General features: G+C 42.5%; 13 protein-coding genes. 9 read left to right on the forward strand and 4 right to left on the reverse strand.

Annotation, left to right across the window (positions count from 1 at the left end; genetic code table 11):
* The first annotated feature begins 61 nt into the window (after positions 1–61).
* The 3 genes from eat (at position 62) to QLG00_RS09980 (ending at position 4,196) form a co-directional block, all read left to right on the forward strand.
* Positions 62–1,477: an ethanolamine permease gene (gene eat / locus QLG00_RS09970; RefSeq protein ID WP_282470901.1), complete on the forward strand. Its 1,416-nt coding sequence runs from the start codon at positions 62–64 to the stop codon at positions 1,475–1,477.
* Positions 1,478–1,612: 135 nt separating this feature from the next.
* Positions 1,613–2,047, forward strand: a complete 435-nt coding sequence (locus QLG00_RS09975) for a hypothetical protein (RefSeq protein ID WP_348881321.1) — start codon at positions 1,613–1,615, stop codon at positions 2,045–2,047.
* 43 nt (positions 2,048–2,090) lie between these two features.
* Positions 2,091–4,196: a TonB-dependent siderophore receptor gene (locus QLG00_RS09980; RefSeq protein ID WP_282470902.1), complete on the forward strand. Its 2,106-nt coding sequence runs from the start codon at positions 2,091–2,093 to the stop codon at positions 4,194–4,196.
* 371 nt (positions 4,197–4,567) lie between these two features.
* On the opposite strand, the gene QLG00_RS09985 is transcribed toward QLG00_RS09980, so the two are convergent.
* Positions 4,568–5,278 (reverse strand): FCD domain-containing protein, encoded by a 711-nt coding sequence (locus QLG00_RS09985; RefSeq protein ID WP_025095931.1) that lies wholly within the window; start codon positions 5,276–5,278, stop codon positions 4,568–4,570.
* A gap of 442 nt (positions 5,279–5,720) precedes the next feature.
* On the opposite strand from QLG00_RS09985, the gene QLG00_RS09990 reads away from it, so the two are divergent.
* The 5 genes from QLG00_RS09990 to QLG00_RS10010 all read left to right on the forward strand — a co-directional run bounded on the left by QLG00_RS09990 (position 5,721) and on the right by QLG00_RS10010 (position 10,719).
* The gene (locus QLG00_RS09990) at positions 5,721–6,707 is read left to right on the forward strand and encodes an ABC transporter substrate-binding protein (RefSeq protein ID WP_119026465.1); all 987 of its coding nucleotides are present in this window, start codon (positions 5,721–5,723) and stop codon (positions 6,705–6,707) included.
* 52 nt (positions 6,708–6,759) lie between these two features.
* Positions 6,760–7,578, forward strand: coding sequence for an ABC transporter ATP-binding protein (locus QLG00_RS09995; protein WP_282470903.1), 819 nt, complete (start codon positions 6,760–6,762; stop codon positions 7,576–7,578).
* Positions 7,571–8,365, forward strand: coding sequence for an ABC transporter permease (locus tag QLG00_RS10000; RefSeq protein WP_151868502.1), 795 nt, complete (start codon positions 7,571–7,573; stop codon positions 8,363–8,365). Before QLG00_RS09995 ends, QLG00_RS10000 begins: the two co-directional genes overlap by 8 nt.
* The gene (locus QLG00_RS10005; protein WP_282470904.1) at positions 8,365–9,798 is read left to right on the forward strand and encodes an amidohydrolase family protein; all 1,434 of its coding nucleotides are present in this window, start codon (positions 8,365–8,367) and stop codon (positions 9,796–9,798) included. The genes QLG00_RS10000 and QLG00_RS10005 overlap by 1 nt, the downstream gene beginning before the upstream one ends.
* Positions 9,799–9,930: 132 nt before the next feature.
* Positions 9,931–10,719 (forward strand): alpha/beta fold hydrolase, encoded by a 789-nt coding sequence (locus tag QLG00_RS10010; protein ID WP_004946780.1) that lies wholly within the window; start codon positions 9,931–9,933, stop codon positions 10,717–10,719.
* A gap of 86 nt (positions 10,720–10,805) precedes the next feature.
* Here the strand turns inward: QLG00_RS10010 and QLG00_RS10015 are convergent, their stop codons facing one another.
* The gene (locus QLG00_RS10015) at positions 10,806–11,462 is read right to left on the reverse strand and encodes an epoxyqueuosine reductase QueH (protein WP_025095936.1); all 657 of its coding nucleotides are present in this window, start codon (positions 11,460–11,462) and stop codon (positions 10,806–10,808) included.
* A 132-nt stretch (positions 11,463–11,594) separates the two neighbouring features.
* Positions 11,595–12,839 carry a GGDEF domain-containing protein gene (locus QLG00_RS10020; protein WP_004946783.1) on the reverse strand — a complete coding sequence of 415 codons (1,245 nt, stop codon included), beginning with the start codon at positions 12,837–12,839 and terminating at the stop codon, positions 11,595–11,597.
* Between the two features lie 483 nt (positions 12,840–13,322).
* On the opposite strand from QLG00_RS10020, the gene QLG00_RS10025 reads away from it, so the two are divergent.
* Positions 13,323–14,069, forward strand: coding sequence for an iron-containing redox enzyme family protein (locus QLG00_RS10025; protein ID WP_004937044.1), 747 nt, complete (start codon positions 13,323–13,325; stop codon positions 14,067–14,069).
* Here the strand turns inward: QLG00_RS10025 and QLG00_RS10030 are convergent, their stop codons facing one another.
* Positions 14,070–16,073 (reverse strand): alpha/beta fold hydrolase, encoded by a 2,004-nt coding sequence (locus tag QLG00_RS10030; RefSeq protein WP_282470905.1) that lies wholly within the window; start codon positions 16,071–16,073, stop codon positions 14,070–14,072.
* Positions 16,074–16,183 lie beyond the last annotated feature (110 nt).

Consider the following 16,183-nt stretch of genomic DNA (forward strand, 5'->3'; position numbering starts at 1 on the left):
TGAAATGGGCTTTTACGCAACATGAATGAAGTCGGTTGGATCAATAGAGTGATTGAATACAATGAAAGATTCAGAATTAAGCCTAGACAATGGCGCAACTCGTGATGTTGATTATTTTGCAAAACGCCAGCTCAAAAAGGGTGCAGTGGGCTGGTTATTATTGGTGGGTTTAGGAGTCTCTTATGTGATATCTGGAGACTTTGCGGGGTGGAACTTCGGTCTGGCTCAGGGCGGCTGGGGCGGTTTATTTATTGCAACGGTTATTGTCGCCTTAATGTACCTGTGCATGAGTTTGTCTATGTCTGAAATGTCGACCATGTTGCCTACCGCAGGTGGTGGCTACAGTTTTGCTCGTGTCGCGTTTGGCCCATTAGGAGGCTACCTCACCGGAACCGCTATTTTAATTGAATATGCCATTGCACCTGCGGCGATTGCGGTCTTTATTGGCTCATATTGTGAGTCACTGTTTGGGATTGGTGGCTGGAGCGTTTACTTACTATGCTATCTGGTCTTTATGGGTATTCATCTTAAAGGTGCAGGAGAAGCCCTTAAAATCATGTTTGGAATTACCGCAATTGCCTGTGTGGCTTTACTGGTATTTATTGTGGCCATGATTCCGCATTTTGAAAGCGGTAAATTGTTTGATATTGCAGTCAGCAATAACATAGGGGCCAGTGCATTTTTACCACTCGGTTATTTAGGAATTTGGGCAGCGGTACCCTATGCCATTTGGTTCTTTTTAGCTGTGGAGGGCGTTCCACTGGCGGCAGAAGAAGCCAAAGATCCAGTTCGTTCTTTGCCGCGTGGCCTCATTGGTTCGATGCTGATTTTGGCGGCATTTGCGCTATTGATTTTGTTTTTAAGTGCTGGTGCTGCGGGGTCAGATGCGTTAAAAGCCTCAGGTGCGCCTTTGGTTGATGCCTTGATTGCGGTGTATGGGCAGCATACATGGTTGGCCAGTTTTGTTAATTTTGTTGGATTGGCTGGGCTTGTAGCGAGCTTCTTTTCGATTATTTATGCGTATTCGCGTCAGATTTTTGCACTTTCACGTGCCGGATATTTACCAAAAAGCTTGTCATTGACCAACAAAAATAAAGCACCTTTTCTTGCGATTATTATTCCAGGGATCATTGGCTTTTTGATGTCGTTGACTCATGAAGGTGATTTGCTGATTTTAATGGCTGTCTTTGGTGCAACCATCTCTTATGTGCTCATGATGCTGTCACATATTAAATTGCGGATTTCACACCCAAACCTTGCACGTCCGTATAAAACGCCGGGTGGTGTGGTTACTTCAAGTATTGCATTGGTTCTGGCTGCAATTGCAGTAGTGGCTGGGTTAATGGTCAATCCGAAAGTATGGTTGCTCACCGCAATGATTTATGTGGCTTTTATTCTGTACTTTATTTTGTATAGCCGCTTCCATCTGGTGAAAGGAACGCCCGAAGAAGAGTTTGCGCGCGTGAACGAAGACTAACCACATTTAAGTGAAACCCAAAGGCATGGTATCTACTGATTCCATGTTTTTTTTATATCTGTCGCCTGTACTAGAAGGTGTGTTTTTTTAAAAATTATGCTATTTTCGCCGCGCTTAGGTATTAATTTTTTTGCGATGCATAAATTGGGTGTGGCCTTTGGCCTTTTGGTGATCTTGTTGCAGAATCTTGTATTCTGGCAAGCGCTATTGCCTGTATCGATGCAGCAAAATCCGGTCTGCGTGGAAATTATGCAGATGACTGAGCACAGTGTAATGCATCATGATGCATCGCATACCACAATGTCTGCTGTCAAATCGTCTGCAATGTCATTACATAGCGATTTCAAAGCGGATCATCAGCATTCGATGCATCCAACTCTGGATTGTCATTTTTGTCATCTGTTTCATCATATTGCACCTACGCTGACACCGGACATCACGCTGATCGAGATCGGTCAGGTTTTTAAACTGATTTTCTTATCGGCGATGGCATATATTCTCTTTTGCCTTCGCCGTCTCTTTCTTTGTCCGCAAGGTCGAGCCCCGCCTATAAATCCTGTTTTGATCTAAATTCCGACATTTTTGTCCAATTTTTGTCTTACAGAGTTTTACTATGTCTAAATTTTATGTTCATCCACTTGCGTGGAGTATTTTACTTGCCCAGTGTTCAATGGTATCGGTGGCTTTGGCGGCTGAAACAGACACTCAAGTTCAAACTGCGCAGCTTTCAACCTTGACGCTAACCGCAGAAAAGCAAGATGAGCGTCATGCATCTTCTCAGGCAATTACCCAGTTTAATCACGATCTGATTGATGTGCCGTTCACCAAATCGCATGTGTCCGAACAAGATATCAAAAATCATAATATTCAGCGCGTGAGCGATGCATTGGCCTTGGTTAATGGCGTGGTTTATCAAGACAGTTATGGCGGTGGCTTTTGGGACAATTACTCGTTTCGCGGTTTTAGTACCGACCCAAACATGGGCACGATTTACATGCGTAACGGCTTAAGCTCTTTAAGCGGCATCCATGCGCCACGCGATATGGTCAACATCCAGTCGATTGATTTTCTGAAGGGGCCAATGGCTGCCATGTATGGCCAAGGCGCAATTGGGGGGATTATGAACATCACCACCAAACAGCCCGAATGGCAACGTAAGAGTGAATTGACCTTAAGTGGCAGTACACTTGAAGAATACCGGACAGCACTCGATACCACTGGTGCAATCAATGATCAGCTTGCGTACAGACTGGGGCTCGCTTATGAAAACAATCAAAGTTTTAGAGATCAGGTCGATAGCCAGCATTATTATATTGCACCACAGTTGGCTTGGAAAATTTCAGATCGTACTCAGTTAAATCTGGATACAGAATTTGCTAAAAATCAAGGCGTGTTTGACCGTGGCGTACCGATGGTTAACGGTCAATTTGTGGTCAATAAAAAAACCTTTTTAGGTGAACCAAGTGATGGCGATATCAAAATCAACGACCAGATGTATCAACTGCGTCTGAATCATCAATTCAATGACGACTGGAACCTGACTACCGCGTTAAGTCATGAGCAGGGTGAACGCGAAGGAACTTCAACTGAAATTTCATCGATTGCAGCTGATGGACAAACTGCAAATCGCTTTCGTCGCTATCGATGGTTTGATACCGAAACCACGCAATTTCAGGCAATTTTACGTGGGAAATTGAATACAGGAACGATCAAGCATGAACTGGTGGCTAATGTTGAAGCAGGGCATTACACCATCGACCAGCTTCAGCGCAGAAGTGCAGTGGGTGCTTCAAGTACGATCAATATTTACCAGCCTGTATATGGTGTAAATGTATTGCCACTCACGCGAGTAACCAAAAACAGTAAAGAAACTCAGGATATGCTTGGATTCAATCTGCAAGATCAGATTTTCCTGAATGATCAGTGGAATATATTGCTGGGCGGACGCTTTAACCGACTAGAGCAGCAAATTGCAGATTATCGTAGCAATACACAAAGCAAGCAGGCCTTCTCGCCGTTTACGCCGCGTGCTGGTATTAACTTCAAGCCCACCGAGCACTTATCTTTTTATAGTAACTGGGGGAAATCATTTGAGCTAAATACGGGGTTAAATAAAAATAATGAACTGTATGACCCTGAAAAAACCACCAGTTGGGAAGTTGGTACCAAATATGAATACTTGCCACAAAGCTGGCTGGGATTCACGTATTTTGATCTCGATAAACGACATTTACTTACCGAAGGGATTACAGACACTTATGTGGACAGTGGCCGCGTGCAAAGCCATGGTCTTGAGTTTGAGCTACAGCATCAGGTCTCTGAGCATTTACGCCTTAATGCAAACTACACCTATACCGATGCCTCGGTGGTCGAAAGTGAAGTCGAAGCCAAAGGTGCACGCCTAAAAAATATTCCTAAGCATACGGCAAATTTAAGTGCGGATTATCAATTTAGTGCGTGGGGGAAAGATGCCGGTGTTACGGGCAATATTAATTATTATGGCAAACGAAGCGCCAATTACATCGACAATGGCACCAGTTTACCTGAATTTACGACCGTAAATGTCGGGGCATATATCAAGCTCCGTCCAGATTTACGTGCCCAGCTCAATATCGACAACCTGTTTGATAAAGACTATTACGTTTCAAGTTATACCAATTACTGGGTACAACCTGGTGAACCACTCAAAGCAACATTGTCATTGAGCTGGAATTTCTAAGAAAGATCGGTCAGCGTTGTATGCTCAGGCATGCAGCGCTGTAAAATAATCATAATGAAATCAACTATTCGCTATCGTGATCAGATATAGATATGCACCCGCCTGAAATAGACATGCTCATTTTAAAAGCATGATACGCATTTTTTGCTCATTTAGGTGCGCCGAGCAGACTCATAATATGTTGAATTCAGCTTATATTTGATTCATATATTCATTATTTGAGAATTCAAATATCAAGAATTAATACAAAAAAATGGGCTTCGAGCACACCCAAATCTGTAAAAGCTCAAGATATGTGATCAGATGCGTTGCAATGGTGCGTGTATGAATGAATGACTGCACCATGTTTGAAACCGTTGAACAGCGTTATGTTAAATAGAATGACTCGAAAAATACACACCGGCACGTTGCGCAGCACCCACAATATGTAAGCGCATGGCTTTTTCAGCGCCAGCGGCATTGCGTTGACTGAGTGCCTGTAAAATCTGTTCGTGTTCTTGAACAGTTTTATAGGCCAGATTGGGTTGTACAAACGGCAGGATCTGGCTTTGTTTCATCCAGTCAGTTTGATTTTTTAAGCTTTGAATAATGGATTGATTATTGCTCAATCCAATGATGAGCTGATGAAATAAAAAGTCATGCTCGGCAGCTTCAGTCCAGTGATGTGCTTCAATTGCAGCTTTAAGTTGCTGAAAATGCTGGTTGAGGGTTTCGATATCATGATCAGAGATATATTCGCAGGCCAGAAGTGCGCTAAAGCCTTCTAAAATATAACGAAGCTGATAAAAATCTTTAAGTGAAATTTTAAACTGGATATTCCATTGCTCGACTGGCTGGCTTTCAAGCGCAGTCACATATGCACCTTTACCCGCCATAATGTTGAGCAAACCTAAGGCAGCCAAACGCGTGAGTGCTTCTCTGAGCGACGCACGGCTAATGCCAAGTTCCGACGACAATTCGCGTTGCGAGGGCAAAGCCGACCCCACTGGATAGATTCCGTTTTGAATCCGCTCATGAATAATTTCAACCGCTTGATCGGTCACTTGAGAACTAGAACGTTTAACGAGTGCAGTCGATTTCATAGAGCTTTGAGATTCAAGAAAATAATTGAACGAAAGATTCATTGGTATTATGCCATTTTTTGAGTTTTACTCGTTTTCCTTCAAAACATCTAGCCCAAATACTCATCAAGACAGTTAGATGCATTCATATGCTGCTTTTGTGCGCAAGTTTAGGGCAGATGTTTCATGTGCTCCTATTTCGCATACAAATTTTGAGCCAGTTTTAGAGCCGATATGGTGCTCTTTTTGTTGGCATAGCTCTTGCTTAATCAGAACCTGAGTATAAGCGGTTAGTGCGATCATTCGCATGGGACATTGCTCTACAGCGCAGGCTGTTCCTCTTAGGGGGACAAGACAGATTTTTATGCTGTCTTGAGAGTATGAATGATTACACAGGTATACTCCATTCTCCCTTTGTATGAATAGCTGTTATGGCTTTCACCTATTCATCAGGGAGTTCATCATGAACAAATATCATGGTTTAGGCAAATCGCGTTTGGCTGTCGTTGCCGCATCACTTCTATTTCTTACATCTGCTCAAGCCAACGATAAACTCGTCTTACAAACCACATGGTACGCACAGGCCGAACAGGGTGGTTATTATCAGGCTTTGGCTGAAGGCATTTATAAAAAGTATGGTTTAGATGTCACCATCAAGGTAGGTGGCCCGCAAATCAATAACATGACACTGCTTTTGGCCAAGCGTGCCGATGTGATTATTAACTATGATTTACAGGTGCTCAAAGGCATTGAAAGTGGTTTCCCCATTAAAGCGATTGCTGCGCCATTTCAAGTCGATCCACAAGGACTGATTACTCATGCCGATGTAAAATCACTGTCCGATCTTAAAGACAAAACCATTTTAGTCTCAACCAGTGGGCAAGCCAGCTGGTGGCCATGGTTACGTGGCAAATATAATCTCAACAATGCTCAAGCCCGCCCATACACTTTTAATATGCAGCCATTTTTAGCCGATAAAAATGTTGCACAACAAGCATATGCCACCTCTGAGGTGCTACAAGCCAAAAAAGCAGAACCATCGAGTAAATTTTTCTTGTTTGCCAAAGACGGCTATCCAGCTTATGGCGGTATTTTGGTCACCCGAAATGATCTGGTTCAAACCAAGCCAGAGGTTTTACAACGCTTTGTCAAAGCCTCAATGGAAGGTTGGAAAAGCTATCTGAAAAATCCTGCACCAGGCAATGCCCTCATTAAAAAAGAAAATCGGAATATGGATGATGCATTGCTGGCATTTGGTGTCGCGCAAATGAAAAGCTTGGGTTTAATTGAGGGTGGAGATGCCAAAACCATGGGGATAGGCGTCATGACCGATGCCCGCTGGAGTAAAACACGAGATTTCATGGTGCAGTCCAAGTTACTTAAGCCTCAGACTCAGTGGAAATCGGCATATACCTTACAGTTTGTACAGCCGAAATCCAATAAAAACTAAATATCTCATTGAGGTAGAAACATAAGCAAAACAATAATAGGGGGAACCTAACATGAATTCAGCCGTCTTTGTCTCTCAAAATCCAGAGCCACAAAATACTGTAGCACCAATGCTGATGGCGCGTGGTGTAGAAAAAGTTTATCCAAACGGCACACATGCGCTTCAACGCCTTGATGTCGATGTTCAGCGTGGTGAAATCGTGGCGCTTTTAGGACCCTCGGGCTGTGGTAAAAGTACACTTTTAAAGATGTTTGCAGATCTTGAACAACCCAGCGCAGGGCAAGTACGCTGGCATGGTAAAACTGATCTACAGTCGCAGTGCAAAATGGCCATGGTGTTCCAAGAGGCCACTCTCATGCCGTGGGCCAATATTGCAGAGAATGTTCGGCTTCCGCTCGATCTACGTCATGTACCTAAAAAAATCAGTCAGCCTAAAGTACAAGCAGCTTTAACTTCGGTTGGATTAGGAAATTTTGCTGCATCTTATCCAAAAGAGCTTTCTGGAGGCATGCAGATGCGTGCTTCTTTGGCCAGAGCTTTGGTGACAGAACCTGATTTATTACTCATGGATGAACCCTTTGGTGCCTTAGATGAATTTACTCGGCACCGCCTAGATCAAGATATCCGTACATTATGGGCAGAGCGAGATCTGACGGTCGTATTTGTCACACACAGCATTTATGAAGCTGTATTTTTATCTTCCCGAGTAATTGTGATGGGAGCTCGTCCGGGGCGTATTGTGGCGGATATTGCGATTGAAGGGCCGGCACAGCGTGATGACCACTTTAGAGCTTCAGAACGATTTATGACGCAGTGTGCAGAACTATCCAATATTTTGGAACAAGCAAGTGGAGGGCATCACCATGGTTAAGCCATTAATCGAACATCCACAAGTACGTCGGCTCTTGGCGCCGTTAACACTGGGGTTGTTGCTGCTGCTGGTGTGGCAAATTGCGCTTCAGCAAATGAACGTTCCGATTTATCTTATTCCCAAACCATCCGATATTGCTCATGCTTTGGTTGCACAAGCAGATTTACTGTTCGGTAGTTTATGGATCACCTTAAAAATTACCTTGCTGGCGTTTGTCTGCGCCGTGCTAATTGGGACTTTGATTGCATTTTTGTTTGTACAAAGCCGGGTGATTGAGGCGTGCTTTATGCCGTATGCCATTTTATTTCAAGTTACGCCAATTGTAGCCATTGCACCTTTGGTAATTATTTGGATTCATAATACTACATTGGCTTTAGTCGTTTGTGCCATGCTGGTCGCGATTTTCCCGATTTTAACCAATACCACGTTGGGGCTACGTAGTGTCAATGCTGGGCTGTTACATCTGTTTCAAATCAATAAAGCTTCACGTTGGCAGGTACTGCTCAAGCTGCGTGTACCCAATGCATTGCCCTATTTTTTTGGCGGGCTCCGTATCTCAAGTGGCTTGGCGCTGATCGGTGCGGTAGTTTCCGAATTTGTTGCGGGTACAGGGGGCAGCAGTGCCGGATTGGCCTATCAGATTTTACAAGCCGGATTCCAGCTCGATTTGCCATTGATGTTTGCCGCATTATTTTTAATTACCTGTACGGGACTGATTCTATTTATGCTGATGTCACTGCTCAGCCGTATCTTCTTGAACAAATGGCATGAAAGCGAGCAAGTCTAATGAATTATCTGATTAAAAATATACATGCCATCATGACCGGACAAGCCAATCAACAAGCACGATCTTCTGCAACTTCAATCCGCATTTCAAATGGCGTGATTACCGAGATAGGACATTTAAGGGCCCATTCAGATGAAACTGTTTTAGATGCGCAAGATGGTGTGGTGTATCCAGCGTGGGTGAATACCCATCACCATTTGTTTCAGTCTTTGCTTAAAGGTGAACCGCAAGGATTAAATCAAAATCTGACGCCTTGGCTTGCGGCAACACCTTATCGTTTTCGTGGCGCATTTGATGAAGATACCTTTCGACTCGCAAGCCGAATTGGCTTAATTGAATTGCTCCAGTCAGGCTGTGGTACAGTGGCCGATCATCATTATCTATACTGGCCAGACATGCCCTTTGATGGCGCCGAAATTTTATTTGACGAAGCGGATCGGCTAGGCATGCGATTTGTACTTTGTCGAGGCGGTGGCACACTCACCAGAGGGCTTGAAGCTGAGTTGCCACAGGCGCTTCGACCTGAAAAATTTGAACACATGATGTACGATGTTGAGCGCTTGGTACAGCGCTATCATCAAGCCCAGCCCGATGCCTATAGACGAATTGTGATGGCGCCCACCACGGCACTCCACTCAACTACACCGCAGCAACTTCGAGAAAGTGCAAAACTCGCCCGCCATTTGGGTATTCGTTTACATTCACATCTCTCTGAAACCGTTGATTATCTGGATGCGGCAAAAGCCAAATTTAATTCAACACCAGTGCAGTTTTGTGCCGAGCATGACTGGGTAGGTGAGGATGTCTGGTTTGCACATTTAGTCAAGCTCTTACCCGAAGAAATCAAGATTTTGGGGCAAAGTAAAACCGGAATAGCACATTGCCCACAAAGTAATGCCCGACTGGGTAGTGGTATCGCCGATCTGGTCACGCTTGAAGCCGCAGGGATGGCCATTTCAATCGGCGTAGATGGTGCAGCATCCAATGAGGCTGCCGATATGTTGTCTGAAACACATGCAGCATGGATGCTACAGCGTGCCCGAAAAGGAATGCTGGCACAACCTAAATATGCAGGAGGTACTTTTGAAGGCGGTGCAGACGCTGCAACCATCGAAGATGTGATCCGCTGGGGTACGCAAGGCGGTGCACAGGTACTCGGGCTTCCCAACATTGGAACACTTGAGATTGGTCAACAGGCCGATCTGGTGATTTATAACCTCAATGATCCGCGATACATGGGATTACACGATCTTGCCATTGGCCCGGTAGCAAGTGCCGGACAAGCCAATATTCGGTATATGCTGATTGGCGGTAAAATCGTAATGCAAAATAATCAGATTCCAGATCTAGATTTGCATGAGTTAGCCTTTGAGGCACGTCAAGCCGTCAAAAAATTACAGGTTCGTGCAAAGCAAATGGCGCTTGCATCCTAATAATTGCTGTAAAAAACAACAGCTCTCTACGGAGGGCTTTTTTATTTGATGCGGATATGTAGTTGATGCTTGAATCCAGTTGGTCAGCCGAGCTAGTCTAATTGGTATAGCGATAAATATATGGAAATCTTTATGATATTAAACAGCCACATTGTTGAATCAGATCATGCCACAACCAATGCACCTCTTGTGCTGTTGCACGGTTTATTTGGTAGTTTGTCAAATTTAGGGGTGATTGCGCGGGCATTAAATACCAATCATAAAATTATCCAGCTCGATTTACGCAACCATGGGGCTTCTCCACACAGTGCCGAAATAAACTATGAAATTATGGCGCAGGACGTGATCGATACACTGGATGAACTGGGTATTGCCGAGTTTTCCGTGATTGGTCATTCAATGGGCGGAAAAGTCGCCATGAAAATTGCTGGATTATATCCAGAACGTATTGCGCATCTGATTGTACTTGATGTGAGTCCTGTGGCTTATGAAGGGCATCGTCATCAGGCTATTTTAAATGCACTGAACGCTGTTCGTGCTGAACCGCATGAGCTGAGCCGTAAACAAGCTACCGAAATCATGAAGCAGTATATTCATGAAGATGGCGTGATTATGTTTTTGCTCAAATCGTTTAATCAAGGCCATTGGCTTTTTAATGTCGATGCGATCGAACAGCAGTATTCTCATATTGCAGGTTGGCATCCAATTCAGCCATGGAATAAACCGATGTTGTTGATTCGTGGTGGATTATCAGAATACGTCCTGCCCGAATATCACGATCCAATTACAGCACAGTTCCCGCAAGCAGATATCCAAAGTATTGATGGTGTAGGCCACTGGCTGCATGCAGAAAAACCCGATGTTGTAATTGAGATGATTCAGGATTTTTTACATCAGCAAGGTGAGTCACGAACGCACTGAGTTTGGTGACGTCATGACTGCTGTAAACAAAAAGACTCGAGCTTCAATGCATCGAGTCTTTTTGTTTTACCCAATTTGTTAACGTATTATTCAGGATCAGTCGCAGAATAAAATTTAACACCGAGCTTAATCCGATCACGTCCCTGACTCATTCTCCAGCGATTGGTATCGCGTAATGAATACACACAACCGCAGTATTCCTGCTGGTAAAATTCTTCGCGTTTGCTAATCTCTAGCATGCGCGTTGCACCGCCATTTTTACGCCAGTTGTAATCCCAATAAGTGATTTCTGGATAATGTGAGGCAGCGCGAACACCACAGTCATTAATCTGATTCATGTCTTTCCAGCGGGAAATACCGAGCGAGCTGCTAATCACTTTAAATCCATTTTCATGCGCATACAGGGCGGTACGTTCAAAACGCATATCGAAGCACATGGTGCAGCGTATCCCTTTTTCTGGTTCATTTTCCATGCCTTTGGCACGGGCAAACCAGTTGTCGGTGTCATAGTCACAGTCGATAAAGGGAATATTGTGTTTCTCGGCAAATCGAATATTTTCCTCTTTGCGAATCAGATATTCCTTAACAGGATGAATGTTAGGATTATAAAAAAAGATCGAATAATCGATGCCCGATTCAAGTAGCGTTTCCATCACTTCGCCTGAACACGGTGCGCAGCAGGAATGCAGAAGCAATTTATCTGCATTGTTAGGAAGTTCAAGTTTAATTCTAGGTTTAGTCATCAAGTCGTAAAAAGTTATCGCATTAAAGCCATATAATTTACTCGATTTCACCTTTAATGGCATGAATTAAGTGTCATAGCGTTTTAAATTAGATGGTTTTTATGCAAATGACAGATCATATTAAACGAACAATTAAGCTCTCGATGAAGAATAATTCATCTCTACCGACACATGAATATTGGCAATCTGATACTGGTTACGACCCTTACTTTTTGCCGTGTACAGTGCATGATCTGCGCGAGAGACAAATGATGAAATACTGTCATCAACTTGCGGAATCATGGTCGCGACCCCAACACTTAAAGTCACCTGAGACGAAATATCGCTTGAGGGATGTTGAATATCGATCTTACGAATTACATTCATGAGGCGTTTAACCTGAATGAGTGCTTCAGATTCATTGGTCATTGGAAACAATAATAAAAATTCTTCACCGCCATAACGTGCAGCTAAATCGCCACTTCGTGAAGTGAGTGACGTTAAGGCCTTGGCAATTTCACGTAAACATTCGTCGCCTTTGATATGCCCCAACGAATCATTATACGATTTAAAAAAATCCAGATCGATCATCATGATGGTGATGGGCATACTGTGTCGAACCGCACGGCGCCATTCTTTTTCAAGCACTTCATCTAAATAGCGTCTGTTGGCTAAGCCAGTGAGTGAATCTTGCTGTGAAAGTGTTTCCAGTAATTCGGCCTGTTTAACCAGTTTGAGCCGATTGAGTTCAATAACGCAGTCACTTAAAAAGTTTTCACGATGCTGACGATCGGTAAAGTAGGCCAGCGCCATACCTAAGAAGCTGCTAAAGGTATACGTGCGATTTAGGTAAGTCCAATCAATCGAGATGTTTGAATTAATACTAATCGTAAAACCAATTAACCCACCGACCCAACCTGCAAACAGGGCAGTATAAAAACGAAGACCAACAAAGCCGTAAATAATAATCACGGCATACATCATTGATGCATGCAGTAAGGCATTGTTTTGACCGCCTTCTAGAATATTAATGAGCGTAAATGTGATGGCAACAGCGGCAGTCGAGCCGAGGCAAACATAGTAATCGAACCATTTATCAAACGATTTAAAAAAAGAGAGCAGCCAGGCACTGGTAATAATTACACCAACCCAAGCATAATTAATCAGCCAGAGTTTAATTTCAGATTGTGGAAGAACCTGAAAAATACCAAAGCTGAGTAAACTATATAAAATGAGAATAATCGGTGCACGAAAACGAAACTCATGGGCAGCCGCTTGTCGATATTGAGTGCGATAAACTTGTTCAAGTGTTTTAGGAAACCAGACAAAATTTAAGCCACGCGATAAAAGTAAGTCTATCTGCTCCTGACTTAAAATATTTGAGCCTTGTAACTTCATCGGCAGATCTCACTGTCTTAACGCAATCTCAAAATATTTTTTTAAAAGTGATTTGGATTTAAATATTGTATTCAAGTCATAATTATCATACGTTGAAATTTTAAGGATGAAAAGTAATATCTATTTTTTATATAAAACTTTATAAAACAATACGTTATTAAAATAATTATTTATTTGTAAAAATGTGAAATATAAATGTGAATGATTTAAAAGTGATAATTGGTCATCATTTTTAAATAATATTAATTCATTATAATTTGATAAATTGTGTATTAAATCACATTATTATAAAAATTGATCTTTATTTAAATATCACTTAAGAATTATAAAAAATAGTCAATTAAAATGAGATTTAATTCACACAAATGATTTGAAGACGTCTAGAAAAGTGATAAAAAATACAGTATTTTTCTAAATTGTATATTGTATTATCAATGCAGCATAAATGAGTTCACTGGACGAAACAGTAACAGGATTTTAAGAATGAGTGCTTATACAAAAGGAACAGCTTTAGAAATAACGTCGCATAGTCCATGGGCTCAGCAATTTTGGGACGAACTCATTCCGTATAAAGATCGCGTAAGCCAGCATCCATTATTTCAAAACATGGCCAGCGGACAATTGAGTCTGGACTGCTTTCGTTCGGCCTTGCTTAATTTTTATCCTTTGGTCGCGCATTTTCCTTCTTACATGGCGCTCGGGCTGTCTAAAGCGATTGATTTTTCTGCTCAAGGTGTGACTGAAACCCGCAATTGGCTGATTCAAAACATTAAAGTGGAAGAACGACACCTAAATTGGTATCAAGACTGGGCAGGAGGCTTTGGCTTGAGCATTGATCAACTCAATCAAGTTCGTCCCCCAGTCGCCATGAATGCAGTCAATCATTTTTTATGGCATACCAATACCACGGGTTCTTTAGCTGAATGCCTTGCAGCAACCAATCTGGCGATTGAATGGGCGACAGGTGATTGGTCAGTTCAGGTCTATAAAGGTATACATGCATATATTGATCACCCAGAAGTGAATATCAATAAACGTTCTCTGGCATGGCTACGTGCGCATGCGCATTACGATGATTTACATCCCTATGAAGCCATGGAGCTCATCAAACGATTGTGTGCAGATCAACCAGAATTGCAGCAAAAAGCTTTTCTTGCTGCAAAAGAAGGACTTGAATACTATGCATTGGCACTTGATGAGTGCTACAAACTGCAATCTAAAACCGCGTAATTACTTGATTTGATGCTGCTGAAGGTGCAAGCGCAGAATCCGACGTAACTCAAGCAATGCTTCTGGTGTTTCCTGAATTGAATGCCCGCCTTTAATAATTTTTTCAGATACAGCGCCGTCAAGATGGGCGCTGCTATACGGAACGATACCATCTGTAATTTGATCAGATTCCTGACTTTTAGTGATGTTGCCCATAATTGAATGAAACACGTAGCCTTTTGGTGGCACAACATCTTTAGTTAGTGCAATAAATTTAGATTTGTGGCTTAAATCACTTGGACCATTTTGAATGAGTCCACCGTTGATGCCATTGGTTAGGTCCTTGGCCTGATCGGTCGCATCGTTGGTGAGGGTGTCGGTCAGTGCGCCTAAAAAAGAGCTGGGCAGGCGAATAATTTTACGTGCTGCTAAAGTAAACCATCGGTCTGCATAATCTGTACCCCGGTGAGGTGCAGACATAAAAATTGCGCGGTCAAAATTTTCAATGGGTTGAATTTTAAAGCGGTTCAAAACATTTTGATCTCGCTTAAACCGTTGACGTTGGTTGGTATTCAGCATCTTAAAGGCTTTATCTGATAAATCAGCCTTACTCACCAGTAATCGGCTAATAATGCCTCCCATACTATGACCAATCAGTACCGCATTGTGGTCTGCTGCATCTTGAGGGTCAAGTCCATCAAATGCCTGCTGTAACAACGCATAAATTTGATAGCGGCTTTCCAAAATTGGCATATTGGTCGAGTAAAAAATTTGCCAGACTTGATAATGCTCGCGTAGTACACGATCACCCATAATATCGTTGGTGAGCCCAATCCATGCCTCAGGGCTACTGGCCAATCCATGTACCAATACAATAATTTTTTTATTGGGATTATACGGTTCGAGCTTATAAAGATGCGGCATGCTTAAACGTTGATCGCGATCCAATAAGCTTAAATAAGCCAAAATTCCAAGATTATTTTCCGCCAGCCATAAACCATATGGTGCCGAAAAATTTGCTGCTAAGGGGTAGCTTTTTCCCGCGACCTTAATATTTTCAGTATTGTACGGATCATAAACTTTAATCACAAATTGAGGATTATTTAAAATCTGGTCGACATTCTTGGGCTTGATCTGAGGCTCAACGACAAGTGTAACTGCCAGATAGCGCGCGTCGTGAATATTTGGATTTTGTCCACTCTTAAAGTTGTAATGTAGCGGGTCGACAATATATTTTGAAGATTCTTTACGATTTGATGGCGGGAAAACTGCAACAAATTCTGATCCAAAACCATCTCGGCGATTAATTGTGCGAAGCCCCGAAAAGTTCAGGTTATAACTGGAAATAAACTTCTCAAGAGGTTGCTTTGCAAGTTGTGGAAAATCATCAAAATTAATACGGTAAGTATTGTCACCGAGTTGAATCTGGGTTTGTACTTGTTTTTGTGGATTGCGAAGCGCATACAACGTCACTTGTTTCGCAATGGCTTGATTATAGAAATCTCGAATTTGAACTTGGCGGTTATCAAATATTCGATCTTGCGGTTTTCTTTGTGTCAAAAATAAATAGGCATAACTATAGCGAATGCTTTTATCGAGCATATTCATTTGACGATCTAAACAGTCATTTTCCTGATTCGACAAATTTAGTTTTGTATTTGATTTAGTTGTAGAAGAAGGTGTTTTACAATCCGACGAGCGTTCAAGTTGCATCGATTTAGCCAGATAAATTTCGCTTGCGGCAGACAGAAATTGCTCTTCACCAATTTGTGAAATAGTTTTGAGTTCTGCAATACATGCATCGGGGTCGTTTGTACAAACATTTGCTTCTCGGCCCGACATCGACAAGACATTCAGACTCGCCTCACTCAATGCATCTTGCATCAGAATACTATTGCGCTCATTGGCAATAGTAATATTTAACGCTTGCTGCTTTACGCTCACCACTTGGCAACCACTGAGTAAGAGGGTGAGGCTTACACTCAGTAGGCTAAGTCCTTTTAGCAATGATGGATTCGGTCTCATAGCAAATAGTTCTTTTTAGATATGGTGAGTCGGCACATCATAATATGTGCAATCAATCTGGATCAAATTGAAGTACAGAGTTCTAAGAAACAACCATAAAAATAGGCTGT

The sequence above is a fragment of the Acinetobacter sp. V89_7 genome (genome assembly GCF_029967895.1).
Taxonomy (GTDB): Bacteria; Pseudomonadota; Gammaproteobacteria; order Pseudomonadales; family Moraxellaceae; genus Acinetobacter; species Acinetobacter soli.

Coding starts and splice junctions, on each gene's coding strand:
- QLG00_RS10025 (WP_004937044.1), top strand. CDS start 13,323: ATGAGTGCTTATACAAAAGGAACAGCTTTAGAAATAACGTCGCATAGT.
- QLG00_RS10020 (WP_004946783.1), bottom strand. CDS start 12,839: ATGAAGTTACAAGGCTCAAATATTTTAAGTCAGGAGCAGATAGACTTA.
- QLG00_RS10015 (WP_025095936.1), bottom strand. CDS start 11,462: ATGACTAAACCTAGAATTAAACTTGAACTTCCTAACAATGCAGATAAA.
- eat (WP_282470901.1), top strand. CDS start 62: ATGAAAGATTCAGAATTAAGCCTAGACAATGGCGCAACTCGTGATGTT.
- QLG00_RS10010 (WP_004946780.1), top strand. CDS start 9,931: ATGATATTAAACAGCCACATTGTTGAATCAGATCATGCCACAACCAAT.
- QLG00_RS09995 (WP_282470903.1), top strand. CDS start 6,760: ATGAATTCAGCCGTCTTTGTCTCTCAAAATCCAGAGCCACAAAATACT.
- QLG00_RS10030 (WP_282470905.1), bottom strand. CDS start 16,073: ATGAGACCGAATCCATCATTGCTAAAAGGACTTAGCCTACTGAGTGTA.
- QLG00_RS09990 (WP_119026465.1), top strand. CDS start 5,721: ATGAACAAATATCATGGTTTAGGCAAATCGCGTTTGGCTGTCGTTGCC.
- QLG00_RS09975 (WP_348881321.1), top strand. CDS start 1,613: ATGCATAAATTGGGTGTGGCCTTTGGCCTTTTGGTGATCTTGTTGCAG.
- QLG00_RS09985 (WP_025095931.1), bottom strand. CDS start 5,278: ATGAAATCGACTGCACTCGTTAAACGTTCTAGTTCTCAAGTGACCGAT.
- QLG00_RS10005 (WP_282470904.1), top strand. CDS start 8,365: ATGAATTATCTGATTAAAAATATACATGCCATCATGACCGGACAAGCC.
- QLG00_RS10000 (WP_151868502.1), top strand. CDS start 7,571: ATGGTTAAGCCATTAATCGAACATCCACAAGTACGTCGGCTCTTGGCG.
- QLG00_RS09980 (WP_282470902.1), top strand. CDS start 2,091: ATGTCTAAATTTTATGTTCATCCACTTGCGTGGAGTATTTTACTTGCC.